General features: G+C 55.9%; 12 protein-coding genes and 1 pseudogene. 8 read left to right on the forward strand and 5 right to left on the reverse strand.

Features of this window, described 5'->3' with window-relative positions:
- The first annotated feature begins 172 nt into the window (after positions 1 to 172).
- From BY454_RS10460 to BY454_RS10485, 6 genes are all read left to right on the forward strand, one after another.
- A complete protein-coding gene (locus BY454_RS10460) occupies positions 173 to 3,916 on the forward strand; it encodes a nitrate reductase subunit alpha (RefSeq protein ID WP_104416361.1) in 3,744 nt (1,247 codons plus the stop codon).
- Complete coding sequence (gene narH, locus BY454_RS10465; protein WP_104416360.1) at positions 3,913 to 5,481, forward strand: nitrate reductase subunit beta; 1,569 nt, start codon at positions 3,913 to 3,915, stop codon at positions 5,479 to 5,481. The genes BY454_RS10460 and narH overlap by 4 nt, the downstream gene beginning before the upstream one ends.
- Before the next feature lie 10 nt (positions 5,482 to 5,491).
- Positions 5,492 to 6,232, forward strand: a complete 741-nt coding sequence (narJ, locus tag BY454_RS10470; RefSeq protein WP_104416359.1) for a nitrate reductase molybdenum cofactor assembly chaperone — start codon at positions 5,492 to 5,494, stop codon at positions 6,230 to 6,232.
- Positions 6,233 to 6,251: 19 nt separating this feature from the next.
- Positions 6,252 to 6,929 (forward strand): respiratory nitrate reductase subunit gamma, encoded by a 678-nt coding sequence (gene narI / locus BY454_RS10475; RefSeq protein ID WP_104416358.1) that lies wholly within the window; start codon positions 6,252 to 6,254, stop codon positions 6,927 to 6,929.
- A 116-nt stretch (positions 6,930 to 7,045) separates the two neighbouring features.
- Positions 7,046 to 7,852, forward strand: coding sequence for a peptidylprolyl isomerase (locus BY454_RS10480; protein ID WP_104416357.1), 807 nt, complete (start codon positions 7,046 to 7,048; stop codon positions 7,850 to 7,852).
- Between the two features lie 123 nt (positions 7,853 to 7,975).
- A complete protein-coding gene (locus tag BY454_RS10485) occupies positions 7,976 to 8,377 on the forward strand; it encodes a ribonucleotide reductase subunit alpha (protein WP_104416356.1) in 402 nt (133 codons plus the stop codon).
- A 32-nt stretch (positions 8,378 to 8,409) separates the two neighbouring features.
- Here BY454_RS10485 and moaA read toward each other — a convergent pair whose 3' ends face one another.
- The 3 genes from moaA to BY454_RS10500 all read right to left on the reverse strand — a co-directional run bounded on the left by moaA (position 8,410) and on the right by BY454_RS10500 (position 12,863).
- Positions 8,410 to 9,405: a GTP 3',8-cyclase MoaA gene (moaA, locus tag BY454_RS10490; protein ID WP_104416355.1), complete on the reverse strand. Its 996-nt coding sequence runs from the start codon at positions 9,403 to 9,405 to the stop codon at positions 8,410 to 8,412.
- Between the two features lie 435 nt (positions 9,406 to 9,840).
- Positions 9,841 to 11,445 carry an MFS transporter gene (locus BY454_RS10495; protein ID WP_104416354.1) on the reverse strand — a complete coding sequence of 535 codons (1,605 nt, stop codon included), beginning with the start codon at positions 11,443 to 11,445 and terminating at the stop codon, positions 9,841 to 9,843.
- Positions 11,446 to 11,510: 65 nt separating this feature from the next.
- The gene (locus BY454_RS10500) at positions 11,511 to 12,863 is read right to left on the reverse strand and encodes an MFS transporter (protein WP_104416389.1); all 1,353 of its coding nucleotides are present in this window, start codon (positions 12,861 to 12,863) and stop codon (positions 11,511 to 11,513) included.
- Between the two features lie 166 nt (positions 12,864 to 13,029).
- Between BY454_RS10500 and BY454_RS10505 the strand changes: the two are divergent.
- Both BY454_RS10505 and BY454_RS10510 read left to right on the forward strand, forming a co-directional pair.
- A pseudogene (locus BY454_RS10505) lies at positions 13,030 to 13,236 on the forward strand (hypothetical protein); the annotation flags it as partial.
- A 524-nt stretch (positions 13,237 to 13,760) separates the two neighbouring features.
- Positions 13,761 to 15,365, forward strand: coding sequence for a methyl-accepting chemotaxis protein (locus BY454_RS10510; RefSeq protein ID WP_104416353.1), 1,605 nt, complete (start codon positions 13,761 to 13,763; stop codon positions 15,363 to 15,365).
- Between the two features lie 182 nt (positions 15,366 to 15,547).
- Here the strand turns inward: BY454_RS10510 and BY454_RS10515 are convergent, their stop codons facing one another.
- Both BY454_RS10515 and BY454_RS10520 read right to left on the reverse strand, forming a co-directional pair.
- Positions 15,548 to 16,093, reverse strand: a complete 546-nt coding sequence (locus tag BY454_RS10515; RefSeq protein ID WP_104416352.1) for a hypothetical protein — start codon at positions 16,091 to 16,093, stop codon at positions 15,548 to 15,550.
- Positions 16,077 to 16,715, reverse strand: coding sequence for a TetR/AcrR family transcriptional regulator (locus tag BY454_RS10520; RefSeq protein ID WP_181049716.1), 639 nt, complete (start codon positions 16,713 to 16,715; stop codon positions 16,077 to 16,079). The genes BY454_RS10515 and BY454_RS10520 overlap by 17 nt, the downstream gene beginning before the upstream one ends.
- Positions 16,716 to 16,746 lie beyond the last annotated feature (31 nt).

Here is a 16,746-nt window from a genome sequence, read left to right on the forward strand (position 1 = left end):
GAGTTCGTTATACGGGGATATAAAGTCCTACCACCTCAGTGGTAGGAGTGAGTTATATAGTAGTAACCACGCTGATTTTATTGCTCTCGTGGCAGAAAATGAGTCGAATTCGGAGCTAATTAGAACAGCATCAAAAGAGCGATCCGGCAGACTGCAAGAGCGGAGAGAGACCATGAGTCATTTGATCGACAAACTGAACTACTTCAGGAAAAAGCGCGAGCCGTTTGCGGACGGCCACGGTGAAACCCACGATGTCGGCCGCGAGTGGGAAAACAGCTACCGCCAGCGCTGGCAGCATGACAAGATCGTGCGTTCCACCCACGGCGTAAACTGCACCGGCTCCTGCAGCTGGAAAATTTACGTAAAGAACGGCCTGGTCACCTGGGAAACCCAGCAGACCGACTATCCCCGTACCCGTCCTGATCTGCCCAACCACGAGCCCCGAGGCTGCCCCCGTGGTGCCAGCTACTCCTGGTATATGTACAGTGCGAATCGCCTGAAATACCCACTGATGCGCAGGCACCTGATGCAGCTCTGGCGCGCCGCGAAGGTTGAGCATAAAGATCCGGTGAATGCCTGGGCATCCATCGTGGAAGACCCGAAGAAAACCGCTGAGTACAAACCCCGACGCGGCATGGGCGGATTTGTGCGTTCCGGCTGGGACGAAGTCAACGAGCTGATTGCTGCCGCCAACGTTTACACTGCCAAAAAGCACGGCCCGGACCGCATCCTTGGTTTCTCGCCGATTCCGGCCATGTCCATGGTGTCCTACGCGGCTGGCAGCCGCTACCTGTCGATGATTGGCGGCGTCTGTATGAGCTTCTACGACTGGTACTGCGACCTGCCGCCGGCTTCCCCGCAGACCTGGGGTGAGCAGACCGACGTGCCCGAGTCCGCCGACTGGTACAACTCCGGTTACATCATTGCCTGGGGTTCTAACGTACCCCAGACCCGTACCCCGGATGCCCACTTTTTTACCGAGGTGCGTTACAAGGGTACCAAGACCGTTGCTATCACCCCGGACTACGCCGAAGTCTCCAAGCTGTCTGACGAATGGATGAACCCGAAACAGGGCACTGACGCTGCGCTGGGTATGGCCATGGGCCATGTGATTCTGAAGGAATTCCACGTTGACAACCCAAGCGAGTACTTCACTGATTACGTACGCCGTTACACGGACATGCCGTACCTGGTCATGCTGGAGCAGCGTGAGGATGGCCGCTATGTGCCGGGCCGCTTCCTGCGAGCCAGCGACCTGGTGGATGGCCTGGGGGAAGAGAACAACCCCGAGTGGAAAACCATCGCCATTGATCAGAAAACCAACGAGCTGACAGCGCCTAACGGTTCTATCGGTTACCGCTGGGGTCAGAAGGGCAAGTGGAACCTGAAGCAGACTGCTAACAAGTCCGATGTGGAACTGCAGCTGTCGATGGTTGAGAAGCACGATGAAGTCGTTGATGTTGCCTTCCCGTACTTCGGTGGCATTGAGCACGATCACTTCCAGCACGTTGAAATCAGCGACACCCTGACCCACAAGCTGGGCAGCCGCAAAGTTCAGCTGGCTGATGGCGCGGAAGGTCGCGTGGTGACCGTCTATGACCTGATGGTGGCCAACTACGGCATCAGCCGTGGCCTGGGCGATGACGATGGCGCTACTTCCTACGACGAAGTGAAGCCCTATACCCCCGCCTGGCAGGAAAAGATCACTGGCGTACCCGCAGACAAAGTAATCCGCATTGCCCGTGAGTTTGCCGACAACGCTGACAAGACCAAGGGCCGCTCCATGGTCATCGTTGGTGCCGGTATGAACCACTGGTACCACATGGATATGAACTACCGTGGCCTGATCAACATGCTGATCATGTGTGGCTGTATCGGCCAGAGCGGTGGCGGCTGGGCCCACTATGTCGGTCAGGAAAAACTGCGCCCGCAGACCGGCTGGCAGCCGCTGGCCTTTGGCCTGGACTGGCAGCGCCCGCCGCGCCACATGAACTCTACGTCTTTCTTCTACGCCCATTCCGGCCAGTGGCGCTACGAGAAGCTGGGAGTGGACGAAATTCTGTCACCGCTAGCGGACAAATCCAGGTTCGGTGGCAGCCTGATCGATTATAACGTCCGTGCCGAGCGCATGGGCTGGTTGCCGTCTGCGCCGCAGTTGAACCGCAACCCGCTGGGTATTGCTGCAGAAGCTGAAAAAGCTGGAATGGAAGTGTCGGACTACGTGGCCCAGTCCATGAAAGACGGCTCCCTGGCCTTCGCCTGCGAAGATCCCGAAGCGCCCCAGAACCATCCGCGCAATATGTTCATCTGGCGCTCCAACCTGCTGGGTTCTTCCGGCAAGGGCCATGAATATATGCTCAAGTACCTGCTGGGTACCAAGAACGGTCTGCAGGGCAAAGACCTTGGTGAAGAAGGCGGTGCCAAGCCGAAAGAAGTGAAATGGCACGACGAGGCGCCGGAAGGCAAGCTCGACCTGCTGATCACTCTGGACTTCCGCATGTCCACGACGTGTCTTTATTCCGACATAGTTCTGCCGACCGCAACCTGGTATGAAAAGAACGACCTGAATACGTCTGACATGCACCCATTCATTCACCCGCTGACTGCCGCCACCGATCCGGCCTGGGAAGCGCGTAGTGACTGGGACATCTACAAGGGCATTGCCAAGGCTTTCTCAAAGGCGACCGAGGGTCACCTGGGTGTCGAGAAAGACGTGGTCACCCTGCCGCTGCTGCACGACGCACCGGCAGAGCTGGGTCAGCCTTTCGATGTCAAGGACTGGAAGCGGGACGAGTGCGAGCTGATCCCGGGCAAGACCGCGCCCAACTTCGTTACCGTTGAGCGGGACTACCCCAACACCTACGCACGCTTTACCTCGCTTGGGCCAGCGCTGGACAAGCTGGGTAACGGTGGCAAGGGCATCAACTGGAACACTGAGAAGGAAGTAAGCTTCCTTGGTGACCTGAACCACAAGCATATCGAGGGTGCGAACGCCGGTCGTCCGAAGATTGAAAGCGCCATTGATGCGGCGGAAGTCATCCTGAGCCTGGCGCCGGAAACCAATGGCCAGGTAGCGGTGAAAGCCTGGGCGGCGTTATCCGAGTTCACCGGTCTGGATCATTCCCATCTGGCCCTTAACAAGGAAGACGAAAAGATCCGCTTCCGGGACATAGTGGCGCAGCCGCGCAAGATCATCTCCAGCCCGACCTGGTCTGGCCTGGAAGACGAGCACGTGTCCTACAACGCCGGTTACACCAACGTCCACGAGCTGATCCCCTGGCGCACCCTGACCGGTCGTCAGCAGTTCTATCAGGACCACGAGTGGATGCGGGCCTTCGGTGAGAGCCTGTTGGTATACCGTCCGCCCATCAACACCAAGACGGTCAGCAGCATGCTGAACCAGCGTAGCAACGGTAACCCGGAGAAGGCGCTGAACTGGATCACCCCGCACCAGAAGTGGGGCATCCACAGCACCTATAGCGACAACCTGCTGATGCTGACTCTGTCCCGCGGTGGCCCGATTGTATGGCTGAGTGAGGACGATGCCAAAGAGATGCAGATTGAGGATAACGACTGGATTGAACTGTTCAACGCCAACGGTGCCATCGCGGCCCGGGCGGTGGTCAGCCAGCGGGTCATGCCGGGCATGGTGATGATGTACCACGCCCAGGAGCGGATAGTGAATATTCCCGGTTCCGAGATCACCGGTACCCGTGGCGGCATCCACAACTCGGTTACCCGGGTCTGCCCGAAACCGACCCATATGATCGGTGGTTACGCCCAGTATTCCTACGGCTTCAACTACTACGGCACCGTAGGCTCTAACCGCGATGAGTTCGTGGTGGTGCGCAAGATGCACAACGTCGACTGGCTCGACGGCGAAGGCAATGACACTGTTCAGGAGGCTGTAAAATGAAAATCCGTTCCCAAGTTGGCATGGTACTGAACCTGGACAAGTGCATTGGCTGTCATACCTGTTCAGTGACCTGCAAAAACGTCTGGACCAGCCGGGAAGGCATGGAATACGCCTGGTTCAACAACGTCGAAACCAAACCTGGTATCGGCTACCCGAAAGAGTGGGAGAACCAGGACAAGTGGAAGGGCGGCTGGATGCGCAGTAGCTCCGGCAAGATCCGTCCGAAGATCGGTGGCCGTTTCCGGATTCTGGCGAACATTTTCGCCAACCCGGACCTGCCGCAGATCGACGACTACTACGAGCCGTTCGATTTTGACTATCAGCATCTGCACACCGCAGGTGACAGCAAGCACCAGCCGGTCGCCCGGCCACGCTCGCTGATCTCGGGCCAGCGGATGCAGAAAATTGAATGGGGCCCCAACTGGGAAGAAATCCTGGGTACCGAGTTCGCCAAGCGTCGCAAGGACAAGAACTTTGACCAGGTGCAGGCGGATATCTACGGCGAGTTCGAAAACACCTTCATGATGTACCTGCCGCGCCTGTGCGAGCACTGCCTGAACCCCACCTGCGTGGCCAGCTGCCCCAGCGGCGCCATCTACAAGCGGGAAGAAGACGGCATCGTGCTGATCGACCAGGACAAGTGCCGTGGTTGGCGGATGTGTGTTTCCGGCTGCCCGTACAAGAAGATCTACTTCAACTGGAAAACTGGCAAGTCCGAGAAGTGCATCTTCTGCTACCCGCGGATTGAAGCGGGTATGCCGACAGTGTGTTCCGAGACCTGTGTCGGTCGTATCCGCTACCTGGGTGTTCTGCTGTATGACGCAGACCGCATTGAGGAGGTGGCTAGCACCCCGGGTGAGCACGAGCTGTATGAAAAACAACTGGAAATCTTTCTGGACCCTGACGACCCCGCAGTGATCGAACAGGCGAAGAAGGACGGCATCCCCATGAACGTGATCGAAGCCGCCCAGCGCAGCCCGGTCTACAAGATGGCGGTGGATTGGAAACTGGCCCTGCCGCTGCACCCGGAATATCGGACCCTGCCCATGGTCTGGTACGTGCCGCCCCTGAGCCCGATCCAGTCCGCAGCGGAAGCCGGCAAGGTCGAGTTTGACGGTGTACTGCCGAAGATTGAAAGCCTGCGGATTCCGGTCAAATATCTGGCTAACCTGCTCACTGCCGGTGACGAAAAGCCGATTGTGCGGGCACTCAAGCGCATCATGGCCATGCGCCTGTACAAGCGCGCTGAAACTGTAGAGGGCAGGGAAGATCTGAGTGCACTGCAGGAAGCAGGTCTGACCAAGGCCCAGGCTGACGAAATGTACCGTTACCTGGCGATTGCCAATTACGAGGACCGCTTCGTGATCCCTACAAGTCATCGCGAATTGGCTAAGGAGGCGTTTCCGGACGCCCACGGCGAGCGCGGTGGTTGTGGCTTCAGCTTCGGCGACGGCTGCAACGGTGACAGCGAATTCAACATGTTTGGCAGCCGCAAGCAGACCACCAGCATGGTGCAGAAGCTGACCACCGTGAAACAGGTTGACCCGAAACAGCTGCAGGAATAAGGAAGCCGAGATGCAACTTCTAAAAGTAATGGCGCGGGTGCTTGAGTACCCCAACGAAGAACTCCAGGCTTCCAAAGATGCGTTGGTAGCCGTCGTCCTTGAGGACAGCCGGTTGCCCCGGCAAAATAAAGAGCAGCTGCTGACGTTCATCGACCGCCTGTGTGACGAAGACCTGATGGACGGTCAGGAATCCTATGTGGGTACCTTCGATCGGGGCCGGGCAACCTCTTTGCTACTGTTCGAACACGTTCATGGTGAGTCCCGTGATCGCGGCCAAGCCATGGTTGACCTGATGGAACAATACCGGGCCAACGGCCTGGAGATTGACGCCCGGGAACTACCGGACTACCTGCCGTTGTTCCTCGAATACCTGTCTACCCGGCCATGGAGTGAAATCCGGAACTGGCTTGAAGACATCCACCATATTCTCGGCCTGCTCGGCGAGCGGTTGTACCAGCGCAAAAGCGCCTACCACGTTGTGATGGATTCCCTGCTGGTCCTGTCTGGCCGCAAGACGGATCGCCAGGAACTGGCGCAGATCGTTGCCTCGGAAGAGCGCGACGACACGCCTGAAGCATTGGACAAAGTTTGGGAGGAAGAAATGGTGAAATTTGTGGACGACCAGGGGAGTTCCTGCAGCACCGGTGGAGTGGTTGGTCAACGCCGCCGCGAGCTCGAGCAGAGTCAGACCATTCACCTTAGTGACCAGTTGATGACGGACGCTACATCCAGTCCGGTGGGGCGCGCCTGAAGCGCAGGAGGAAAAGACAATGTCCTATATTAATACGCTCTTGTTTGGAATCTATCCCTATATCGCCTTGGTCGTGTTGTTTATTGGTACCTGGGCCCGTTACGACCATGGCCAGTTTACCTGGAAAGCTCATTCCAGCCAGCTGCTTCGCAAGAAGAACATGGTGCTGGCATCTGTGCTATTCCACGTAGGGGTGCTGGTGGTTTTCTTTGGTCATCTGGTAGGTCTGCTGACACCTCACTGGGCCTATGAATGGTTGGTGTCGCCCGGCCAGAAGCAGGTGATGGCGATTGTTGTTGGTGGTATTGCTGGCGTGATGGCCATCATCGGTGGAGGTATGCTTGCTTACCGTCGGATGACCGACCCACGGGTTCAGGCCAGCAGCAGTTTTGCTGACAATATGATCATCACCATCCTGGTAATTCAGTTGGCTCTCGGGCTGCTCACCATCTTGCCCACGATGGGACACCTGGATGGTGGCACTATGCTCAAGTTCACAGCCTGGGCTCAGGGAATCTTTACTCTTCAAGGCGGTGTCGCTGACCACATTGCTGACGTGCACTGGGTCTATAAGACCCATATTTTCCTGGGCCTGACCATCTTTGTACTGTTCCCGTTTACTCGCCTAGTACACATGCTCAGCGTACCGGTGGAGTATTTTGGACGAAAGTACCAAGTGGTTCGCAAGCGCGCTTGAATGTGAAATAGCCAAGGACGGCACAGACAATCACGGATGGCGAGTTTAATGCGCAGATCTTTTTTGTAAGTGCCAATCCTTGTCGTCCGTGTCCAAGAGTCTTTTGGAGAAGCAATATGCAGATCATCCCTGTTGGCGAAGCCGGTAAGCCCAGAAACCAATTCCCCCCGGTGTACGTCGGGGATACGCTCATCCACGAAGACGACATCGCTCGTGAAATGCAGCACCATCCGGCTGAAGAATTGGCTGAAGCCTGGCATGAAGCTGCCAGAAGCCTTGTCATTCGCGAGCTGCTCCTGCATCAGGCCAGAGGGCTGCACCTGGACAAGATCGAAGACGAAGAAGACCGCATTGCTCGGGTACTGGAACTCGAACTTAATGTTCCAGATCCCAGCGAACAAGATTGTGAACGTTTCTACGCGGCTAATCCCAGCCGGTTCCGTAGTCCTACCATCATGGCCGTCAGCCACATTTTACTTGCTGCGGCACCAGATGACGTCCAGGAACGCATGAGCCAGGAAGAAGTGGCTCGCCAACTGCTGTCATCACTACTTGATGGTCGCGCCCAGTTCTCCACGCTAGCAAAAGACTATTCTGCCTGCGAGTCCCGGCATCAAGGCGGTAGTCTGGGCCAAATATCGAAAGGCCAGACCGTCGAAGAATTCGAACGCCCGGTATTGAGTCTGAACGAAGGCCTCAATCCAGAACTGATCGAAACTCGTTACGGCTGGCACATTGTCCGGGTTGATCAACGAATCGACGGCGAACAACTTCCATACGAACATGTCAAACCACAGATTCGCCAATACCTGAGCGAAAGCGTTACCCGGAGAGCTTTCCGCCAGTACCTGCAAGTTCTTGCGGCGGAAACTGGCGTAGAAGGAGTAGACCTTGAATTACCTGACTCCCCCCTGATGCAGTAGTGGACCACTCCGATAGTGATGATAACTAACTGGTGGAGGGGCTCCTTCCAAGCCTGTGATGAATGTAGCAGCCAAGTCTGCGAAGAGATTCGCGGTCGCCAGATACCAGCAAGGACTTTATAAATGATCAGTAATTACAGCGACCTTATAGAAGCTACCCGCAGCCAGGAAGAGCCCCAGCGCTTGCTCTTCGTCTTCTGTAGGGCCGAACTTCCCGATGATGCCTCCGCCGAAGATAAAGCCGCTTTCGAGCGTGGTGAAGGCGGGGCTCTGACTCCGGTCATTTGCGTAGATAAGACTCCAGAAGAAGCACCGGAATTCGAAGCCCTTAAGGAGGAATCTCGGGCGACGGGTCAGTCGTGGGATGTTGTATTTGTTGCGGCAATGTCAGGCCGTGGAGGAACCACGCCTTCGACCGACGAAGTACAGCAGCCGTTAACTATGATGGTGGAATCGATCCGGCTCGGTCACTTGGGGAACTATCTGCCCTTAGACAGCAACGGCGAAGCGATTGATTTAAGTTAGCGCACCGAGTGCCCGACGCGTAAAGGGGGCTTTCAGCCCCCTGTCATATTCATAAATCGTAAAATCTGCACCTCGCCATTAGTGGAGAACTCGTGTCGTTCAGGCTTTAGATCCATGGCATTGATAATCGTTTCACGCAGTTTGTCATTAGTCACTGGGTAGCCTCGCAGTACACGGCGTAGATCTACAGAATGCTCATTGCCAAGACAGAGCAAAAGGCGGCCCTCCGCCGTCACCCTCACGCGATTGCATGTGGAGCAAAAGTTGTGAGAATGAGGCGATATAAAACCGATTCGAGTTTCACTACCTGGCATGCGGTAGTAACGGGCAGGACCACCGGAGTCCTCGGGCGTGGGTACTAGCTCGTGATGTTGAGTGATGATTTTACGGACTTCGTCACTTGTGCAAAGCACTTGCCCGCGGTCGTGGTCACTGATTTCACCGAGAGGCATTTCTTCGATAAAGGTTATGTCCACTTTCTTCTTTCGGGCAAATTCCACTAATTCTGGGACTTCATGATCGTTGCCCCCCTTCATCACCACCGCATTGAGTTTTATGCCTTCAAAACCCGCCTCCCTGGCCGCGTCGATGCCATCAAGCACCTGTTGTAGTTGGCCAGTGCGGGTAATGCGGTGAAATTTTTCAGCATCAAGAGAGTCTAGGCTGATGTTAAGTCGCTTCAGACCAGCCTTGCGAAGGGGTTCGGCCATGATTGGCAGCTGGCTACCGTTAGTGGTCATGGCAAAATCACGCAGGCCGTAGCTACCGATCTCCTTTACCAGCTCCAGAATGTCCTTGCGCACTAGAGGTTCGCCGCCAGTCAACCGGATTTTCTCTGTACCTAAAGAGACGAAAGTTCTCGCTACCCGGGCAATTTCTTCCAAAGTCAGCACCTGCTGGCGGGGGAGGAAAGTCATGTCCTCTGCCATGCAGTAAACACAGCGGAAGTCACAGCGGTCAGTTATCGACAGGCGCACATAATCGATGGTACGTCCGAAACGGTCTGACAGCTTGGCGTGATGGGGCATGGGAGTCGTTCCTGTACTGTGCTGTTGTGCTCTCCCATCGACGACGATAGCGAGAGCCAGTGAATTGTGGCAGATCATCCTTGCGAATCCGATACCCCCGCAGGAGTATCCCTACCTGCGTGGTACCGATCCAGTTCCCGCAATGCATCTGATTACCATTGGAGTCCTGAGCACCGTAATGCTCAGGCTGGTCTGGCAGCGTGCGAGGCGGACCCCGACACCTTCCTTGCAGCTTGCTGTCCTGTTCCGGCATGACCAGAATCGCCGGAAATGAATGGCTATCTCTACTGCGATCACGCCCTTGCCATTCGGATTGTCTTCTCCTCAGTCAGAGTGACTCAGCCTTTTTGCACTCGGACGGGCTTTCGCCCGGCCAACAAAAAGCCGGCCACAGGGGCCGGCGTCAGGTCACAATCCAAGCTAGTGCATCAAGGACTATGGGTTCTTGAACTCGGCTTTGGGGCCAAGGTAATACCACCAGTTCAATACCAGGCAGACTGCATAGAAAATGGCAAAGCCATAAAGTGCAGCTTCCGGCGTGGCCAATTTAATTTGCTCACCAAATACTTTCGGAATGATGAAGGCGCCGTAGGCGGCTACTGCAGAGGTCCACCCCAGTACCGGGCCCGCCTGTTCTTTCGGGAAGATCTGGGCAATGGTACGGAAGGTGGAACCGTTACCAATGCCGGTCGCCGCGAACAGCACCAGGAAGAGCAGCAGGAACGGCACGAAGAAGTCCTGCGGCGTAGCCGAGGCATAGGCCTGTTGCATGTAGTAGGCCACGCCCAGAGAGCTGGCGATCATGACGCCGGCCACGACCCCGGTAACCAGCGCGCCACCGATCTTGTCGGCCATCCAGCCGCCGACAGGGCGAATCAGCGCACCGATGAACGGACCCATCCAGGCGTACATGAGAGCCGAAGGGCCAGCCGGGTTGGCGGTGTCGTGGGTCATGACACCGTCCACCATCAGGTGCTGGTAACCGAAGATCACTTTGATCGCCAGGGCAAAGCCTGCTGAGAAGCCGATGAAGCTGCCGAAGGTCATGGTGTAGATGATGCTCATGACCCAAGTGTGCTTGTTATTGAAGATCTTGAACTGACGTTGCAGATTCGGTTTGATTTCACCCGGGATCATCTTCAGCAACACGACCGTGGTAAAGAGAATACCCGCAATAACCGGCCACTTGGACCAATCCGGCGCACCCATACCCACCGGTTGCGGCAGGATGATGTAGAGACCGACCGCAGCAGTGAAGAAGCCTACCAGCAGCATGCCGGTAATCTTGGAGAAAGCCCCTACCGGGGAACCGATGTTGGGAGAAACTTCCTCGGTGCGGATGTTGTTCATGCCAAACCAGCCGGCAACGGCCAGCGGGATGAGGAAAAGCAGCCAGAGATAGCCGGCGTTCTGGATCCAGGTTTCGCTACCAGCGGGGATCTTGCCGATCAGAGTGCCGGAACCATTCTCCAGAATCATCGGTTCGCCACCGAAGATACCGAAGGTCATGAATAGCGGTACCAGGATCTGCATGGTGGTTACACCCGCATTACCCAGGCCCGCGTTCAAGCCCAACGCCAATCCCTGCTGCTTTTTGGGGAAGAAGAAGCTGATGTTGGACATGGAAGAGGCGAAGTTACCGCCACCAATGCCGGAGAGGAACGCCAGTACCTGGAAGATCCAGAGCGGCGTTTCCCGACTCTGCAGCGCAATGCCGGTACCGATGGCCGGTAACATCAACAAGGCGGTGGTGAAAAAGATCGTATTACGTCCGCCGGCGATGCGAACGAAGAAGCTACTGGGAATCCGTAGCGTGGCACCGGTCAAACCGGCAATCGCTGTCAGCGTAAAGAGCTCCGCCTTGGGAATCGGGAACCCCAGGTTAAGCATCTGTACTGTAATAATGCCCCAGTAGAGCCAGACGGCGAACCCGCATAGCAAGCTGGGAATCGAGATCCAAAGGTTTCGGTTAGCAACCTTCTTCCCTTCGTTTTCCCAGAATTTGGGATCTTCTACATCCCACTTCTGAATATCACTCATAGTTTTTCTCTCTCACTTACTCGTTGATAAAGCTGATTGAGACCCCCACGCTTTTACACGGGCCCTTATGTCTGTTTATTACCAGTTTGATCACCACGCTCCTGGCCATAATCCAGCTGGATCTCGGGTAGATAGCGGGAAGTTTCTTCTTCGGTCAGTTCCGGATAGCGGCGGCGCTCCATGCGGATGATGGACACGTGCATCCAGATAAAGGAGACCAATACGATCAGGAACAGGAACATGAAGCAGCTTGTCCAGACCCCGGTAAGGTCATTCAGGGCGCCGAAGGTGATCGGTAGGACGAACCCGCCGAGACCGCCGATCATACCTACCAGGCCGCCGACTGAGCCGACATGACCAGGGTAGTAAACCGGGATGTGTTTATAGACTGCTGCTTTACCGAGCGACATGAAGAAGCCCAGGGCAACGGTCATGAAGACGAACAGGGCGACCGGAACCCCGAAGGAAAATGCGATCGGACCCTTGATGCCAGATACGACATATTGAGTCTCCGGGTAGCTGAGGATGAACAGACACAGCAGTGAAACACCGTAAGTCCAGTACATCACGGCACGAGCGCCAAACCGGTCAGACATCCAACCACCCAGGGCGCGGAAAATCGAAGCCGGCAGGGCGTAGAGGGCAGCCAACATACCCGCCTGCCCCAGGCTCATGTCGTAGGCGCCGACATAATAGCGGGGTAGCCAGGACGCGAGGGCCACGAAGGCACCGAACACGAAGAAATAGTAGAGCGAAAAGCGCCAGACTTGCAGCTTGGCCAGCGGTGCCAGTTGTTCCTTAAGGGGCATGGTTTCGCCACCCTCAGAAGCACGTTTGGTCAGCCGTGGATCATTTTCGGTGAGAAACCAGAACACGACGGCCATGCCAGCCAGCACTGCTGAGTAAACCACCGCGGTTTGTTGCCAGCCCAGAGCGACCACCAGAAAAGGCGCGCCGAAGTTGGTCACGGCAGCACCGACGTTACCGGCTCCGAAGATGCCCAGAGCTGTACCTTGGTGCTTCTTGTCATACCATTCTGAGGTGTAGGCGATACCCACAATAAAGGAACCGCCTGCTAGGCCGATACCGAGAGCGGCGACCAGGAACATGGCGTAGGTTTCAACGGACGAGAGAAGGTACACAGCGACCGAAGTAGTCAGCATCAGAATAGTGAATACCAGACGACCACCGAAGCGTTCCGTCCAGATCCCTAGAAAGATACGGCTGATCGAGCCAGTCAATACAGGTGTTGCAACCAAAAGGCCAAACTCGGTCTCGGACAGACCCAGCTCCTGCTTGATCTTGACCCCGATGATAGAAAAGATGGTCCACACTGCAAAACACACAGTGAAGGCTAATGTCGACATCCCCAAGGCTTTATGGGCCTTTGGCGGGTTGTAATCCTGTTCGCTTAGCATGGTGTTATTCCCGTTGTAGCTGTCATGTATCACCATTACTTCACAGAGCAGAATTCATAAACCTTGATGAATATCAAAATACCTCGTCACTCCGGAGTGCCTACCTCTTATGGATTAAAGGCACTACTCCCAACGCCCAGATCGAAAACATTCTGTTTTTGGTAAGGTTTCAAAGGAAACACTCAATTCGGGCGGCGCATCCGGCAGTGACGATTTGCATCAGGTGGTGCGCACGGCCGTGATCAACAAGCGCGCCGGCGGCATGGGACTGATTACGGGGCGTAAGGCCCTTCAGAAGCCTATGGCGGAAGGGGTGCAGTTGCTGCACGCGATTCAGAACGTCTATCTCAACGAAGCCGTGACTGTAGCCTGACCCACAACGACTTTTCGAGAACCCACACGCAAAAAAGGCAGATCAGTGAGTTACTGATCTGCTTTTTTTAATATGGTAGCGGGGGCTGGATTCGTTGCTGACCCGCAGCCACGGCAAGTGGCGATTAGGCTTTAAAAGCTATTCTGATAAAAGAAGGCCTAAAATAATCGTGATCAATGTCAAGGATAATCAGCGTTGGATGTGGAGAGATTTACGGGCACTTAAATCTGCTTTGGCTTGTTTTTTAAAATAAGTTAAAACAATGGGTTGCGCAGTAAATACATCTAATGGGGTGGCCTTATAGGTCAATAAGAGCAATGGAGGTAGCCAATCATTTCCGGCGTTGTTGGGTCCGCCTCAAATGTTTCCAGTTTTTCGGGAAGTGACATCTTTTTTGGTAAAACAAGCAAAAGCTTTAAAGCTTCTGGTCGATAACCTCTTAGCTAACTGATTCTGATTGGGTACGGCTGTTAGAAGTTATGTTCGTACGTAATACCTGAAACATTCTTTCTAGGGGAAGCCACATGCGTCCACGGGCACTTATATCCCATACTATTCAAATCATTCTGCGCTCCATCGGAGTGCGCAAACTCGACCACCAGTTTCTGCTCTCCTACGTACTGATCTTTCTTTGCGCCCTGGGTTCAGCTTCCTTCCTTTATTTCAGCACCGATCCGGGCGAAGCGAAATCCCTGAACGTGGCGGGGGCACAACGCATGCTCAGCCAACGGGTCGCCAAGGAAGTCCAGATGGTGGCCGCAGGTGTGGAAGAGAGTTCCCAGGCTCAACAAACCATTGATCAATGGGAGCGCGCCCACGGCTGGCTGCTGAATGGCAGTGAAGAGGCTGGCGTCCCTGCCGTGACGGATACGGCCATTCGTGCCCAACTGGAACATGTACTGACTCTCTGGCAGGACTACCGACCGGCATTGGTCGAATACATGGAGGCCCCCGACACACAAACCCTTGAACAGCTGCATGAGATGTCGCCACGGGTTCTGGCGGAGATGAATGAAGCGGTCGGCATGATGTCCACCCTTGCCGACCGCAACACTCAGTTCAACCAGATCATGTCCATCTCCATGGTCCTGGCAATTCTGGTACTGGTCATCCTCGGGCGCATGTTCGGTCTCACCTATCTGATGGACCAGATCCATATGTTGCGGGAGCGCCTCCTTGACCTTGCCAAAGGTGATTTTCGTCAGACAATGTCGCATGAGTTCAAGGATAACGAGATCGCGGAGATCGTCGAGGCCTATAACACCATGCGGAATCAGGTCGGAGAGCTGGTCGGAGGTGTTCGCGATGCCGCAAAGCAGATTGATGACAGCACGATCCATGCTGCTGATATCATTGAACAGGCGCGACAGGGCGTAGAACACCAGCGGTCTGATACGGATCAGGTGGCTACGGCTGTCAACGAGATGAGCGCCACGGTTCAGGAAGTGGCCCGAAACACCAGCGAAACAGCAGAAGCTACGGTCCGGGCCGACGAGCAGGTAGATGTCGGACAGAAAACGGTCTCTGAGGCCGCTCGTGTGGTGCAGGCTCTATCTGGCCGCATGGGCGAACTGAAAGATCTCACCACCCGCTTGCAGGAGGAAAGTAAGGAAGTAGGGACGGTGCTCTCCGTGATCACCGATATTGCTGATCAGACCAATTTGCTGGCGCTGAATGCCGCTATCGAGGCGGCCAGGGCAGGCGAGGCAGGACGAGGTTTTGCCGTGGTCGCCGATGAAGTCCGCGGACTTGCACGACGAACCCAGGAATCCATAGGAAAGATTGATGACATCGTTGGGCGCTTCCAGGCTGGAGCCGGCGAAGTTGCAGAAGCGATGCACGGCGGCCGTGAAGAGGCCCATCGTGGTGCTGATGCGATGAGTGAAGCCGAAGCCGTCCTGCGGGAGATTGCGGAAACAGTCACCACCATTCGCTCCATGGCCGACCAGATTGCCACGGCTACCGAGGAACAGGGCCAGGTGGCCGGAGAAATCGATCAACGCGTGGTCAAGATTGCCGAGGTGGCCGACCGCAATACCGAGGGAATGGCAGAAACGGTAACCGCCACCGGCGATATACAGAAACAGGTCCGGCGTCTCACTGGCCTGGTCGAGAACTTGCAGGTTTAGACCGGAGTTCCATCAATTCTTTGTCGGTTACCCCGATTCTACCACCAATCGGGGGAGCGATTTTTCCGACGCGTGGCTTTAGTGTTTTCAAGAAATATTATCAATGAATGATTTGGTGGGGCGTAGCGGAACGTCCGGAGGAGAACCATGAAACCGAGGAAGCAGCAACCACTGACACTGATCTACGCCTGCTTCTGTTGCAGGGTAGCCTGCTGTTGTTCATCCAGCCGGGTTTCGGACATGGCGTCGCGGGCCGCCAGGGTTTTCGCGCGCTCCAGTTCCTTTTGCGTCAGTGCCAGTCGCCGGTTTTCCAGATCCAGCAGTTCCCGGGTATTCCGTTCTTCCTGATCCAGTTGCCGTAATTCCGCCTGAATGCCGGCGATATCGGCTTTGGCCGAAGCCTCGGCCAGTTCGTAACGGGTCGGGTCTATCTGCAGCAGGCGGGTACCCCCGGGGATCAGGTTGCCGCTCTCCAGGTCCGGGTGTTTCCAGACAATCCGGCCACCCACGTTGGCTACGGCTTTCCAGCTCTGGGCCGGCAGCACCTGGCCAAAGCCGCGGGCTTCCGTGCGGAAGGTTATGGGCCTGGCCTCGATGATTCTTGCCGGTGTTGGCGTGGCCTGCTTTTCGGTTCGTTCCGGAGGCTGTTTCAGCGTTACCATCACCACCACAAAGACAATCCCCGCGAGCAGTGCCAGGACTGGAATGAGTTTATTCTTTCGGGTCATGGGCGCTCTCCCGGAAACTGGCGCTGAAAAGTTTGAAGATGCGGGGGGCGGTCTGTTCGATGGAGGCAATGTCGCCACCCACCATGGCCTGAACCACCAGACCCTGAATGGCTCCAATGTAAAGCACCGCAGCGGCTTCCGTGTCGATGGTCGGGGTTATGCATTTCTGCTCAATGCCCAGGTTCAGCAGGGCAACGATTTTTTGCCGGTAGAGGGCCAGGGTCTGGCGGACAATACGCTTGGCGGGCTGGTTGCCTGGTTTCTGGAGCTCACCGAGCATCAGCCGTGGAATGCCCGGGTGGCGGGCAATAAAGCCGATATGTGCGAGAAACATGGCTTCCAGGGCCTGGTCTGCCTGTTCGTGCCTGTCGGCTATACCGAATACCTGGTCCGTCAGTTGCCCGGCTACCCAGCCGGCGACGGATTCCCACAGGCTGCTCTTGTTGGGGAAGTGCTTGAACAGTGCGCCCTGGGACATGCCAACTTCGTCTGCGATGCGGGTCGTGGTGAGCGTGGAAGGATCCTGCTTGCTGCACAGGTGCACCACTGCCTCAATGGTAGCGGACTGGCGTTGTTCGGTGCTTTGGTAGGCCCGTTTTGTCGGTTCCGATGGAGGTGTCATATGCATGCCATAAAAGAAAGTAATCAATTAC

It is taken from the genome of Marinobacter persicus (assembly GCF_002934325.1).
In the GTDB taxonomy this organism is placed as follows: domain Bacteria; phylum Pseudomonadota; class Gammaproteobacteria; order Pseudomonadales; family Oleiphilaceae; genus Marinobacter; species Marinobacter persicus_A.

What these genes read in the sequence shown, in the direction of transcription:
- BY454_RS10510 (WP_104416353.1), top strand. Translation starts at nt 13,761, where the DNA reads ATGCGTCCACGGGCACTTATATCCCATACTATTCAAATCATTCTGCGC.
- narJ (WP_104416359.1), top strand. Translation starts at nt 5,492, where the DNA reads ATGCAACTTCTAAAAGTAATGGCGCGGGTGCTTGAGTACCCCAACGAA.
- BY454_RS10480 (WP_104416357.1), top strand. Translation starts at nt 7,046, where the DNA reads ATGCAGATCATCCCTGTTGGCGAAGCCGGTAAGCCCAGAAACCAATTC.
- BY454_RS10500 (WP_104416389.1), bottom strand. Translation starts at nt 12,863, where the DNA reads ATGCTAAGCGAACAGGATTACAACCCGCCAAAGGCCCATAAAGCCTTG.
- BY454_RS10460 (WP_104416361.1), top strand. Translation starts at nt 173, where the DNA reads ATGAGTCATTTGATCGACAAACTGAACTACTTCAGGAAAAAGCGCGAG.
- moaA (WP_104416355.1), bottom strand. Translation starts at nt 9,405, where the DNA reads ATGCCCCATCACGCCAAGCTGTCAGACCGTTTCGGACGTACCATCGAT.
- BY454_RS10515 (WP_104416352.1), bottom strand. Translation starts at nt 16,093, where the DNA reads ATGACCCGAAAGAATAAACTCATTCCAGTCCTGGCACTGCTCGCGGGG.
- narH (WP_104416360.1), top strand. Translation starts at nt 3,913, where the DNA reads ATGAAAATCCGTTCCCAAGTTGGCATGGTACTGAACCTGGACAAGTGC.
- BY454_RS10495 (WP_104416354.1), bottom strand. Translation starts at nt 11,445, where the DNA reads ATGAGTGATATTCAGAAGTGGGATGTAGAAGATCCCAAATTCTGGGAA.
- narI (WP_104416358.1), top strand. Translation starts at nt 6,252, where the DNA reads ATGTCCTATATTAATACGCTCTTGTTTGGAATCTATCCCTATATCGCC.
- BY454_RS10520 (WP_181049716.1), bottom strand. Translation starts at nt 16,715, where the DNA reads ATGACACCTCCATCGGAACCGACAAAACGGGCCTACCAAAGCACCGAA.
- BY454_RS10485 (WP_104416356.1), top strand. Translation starts at nt 7,976, where the DNA reads ATGATCAGTAATTACAGCGACCTTATAGAAGCTACCCGCAGCCAGGAA.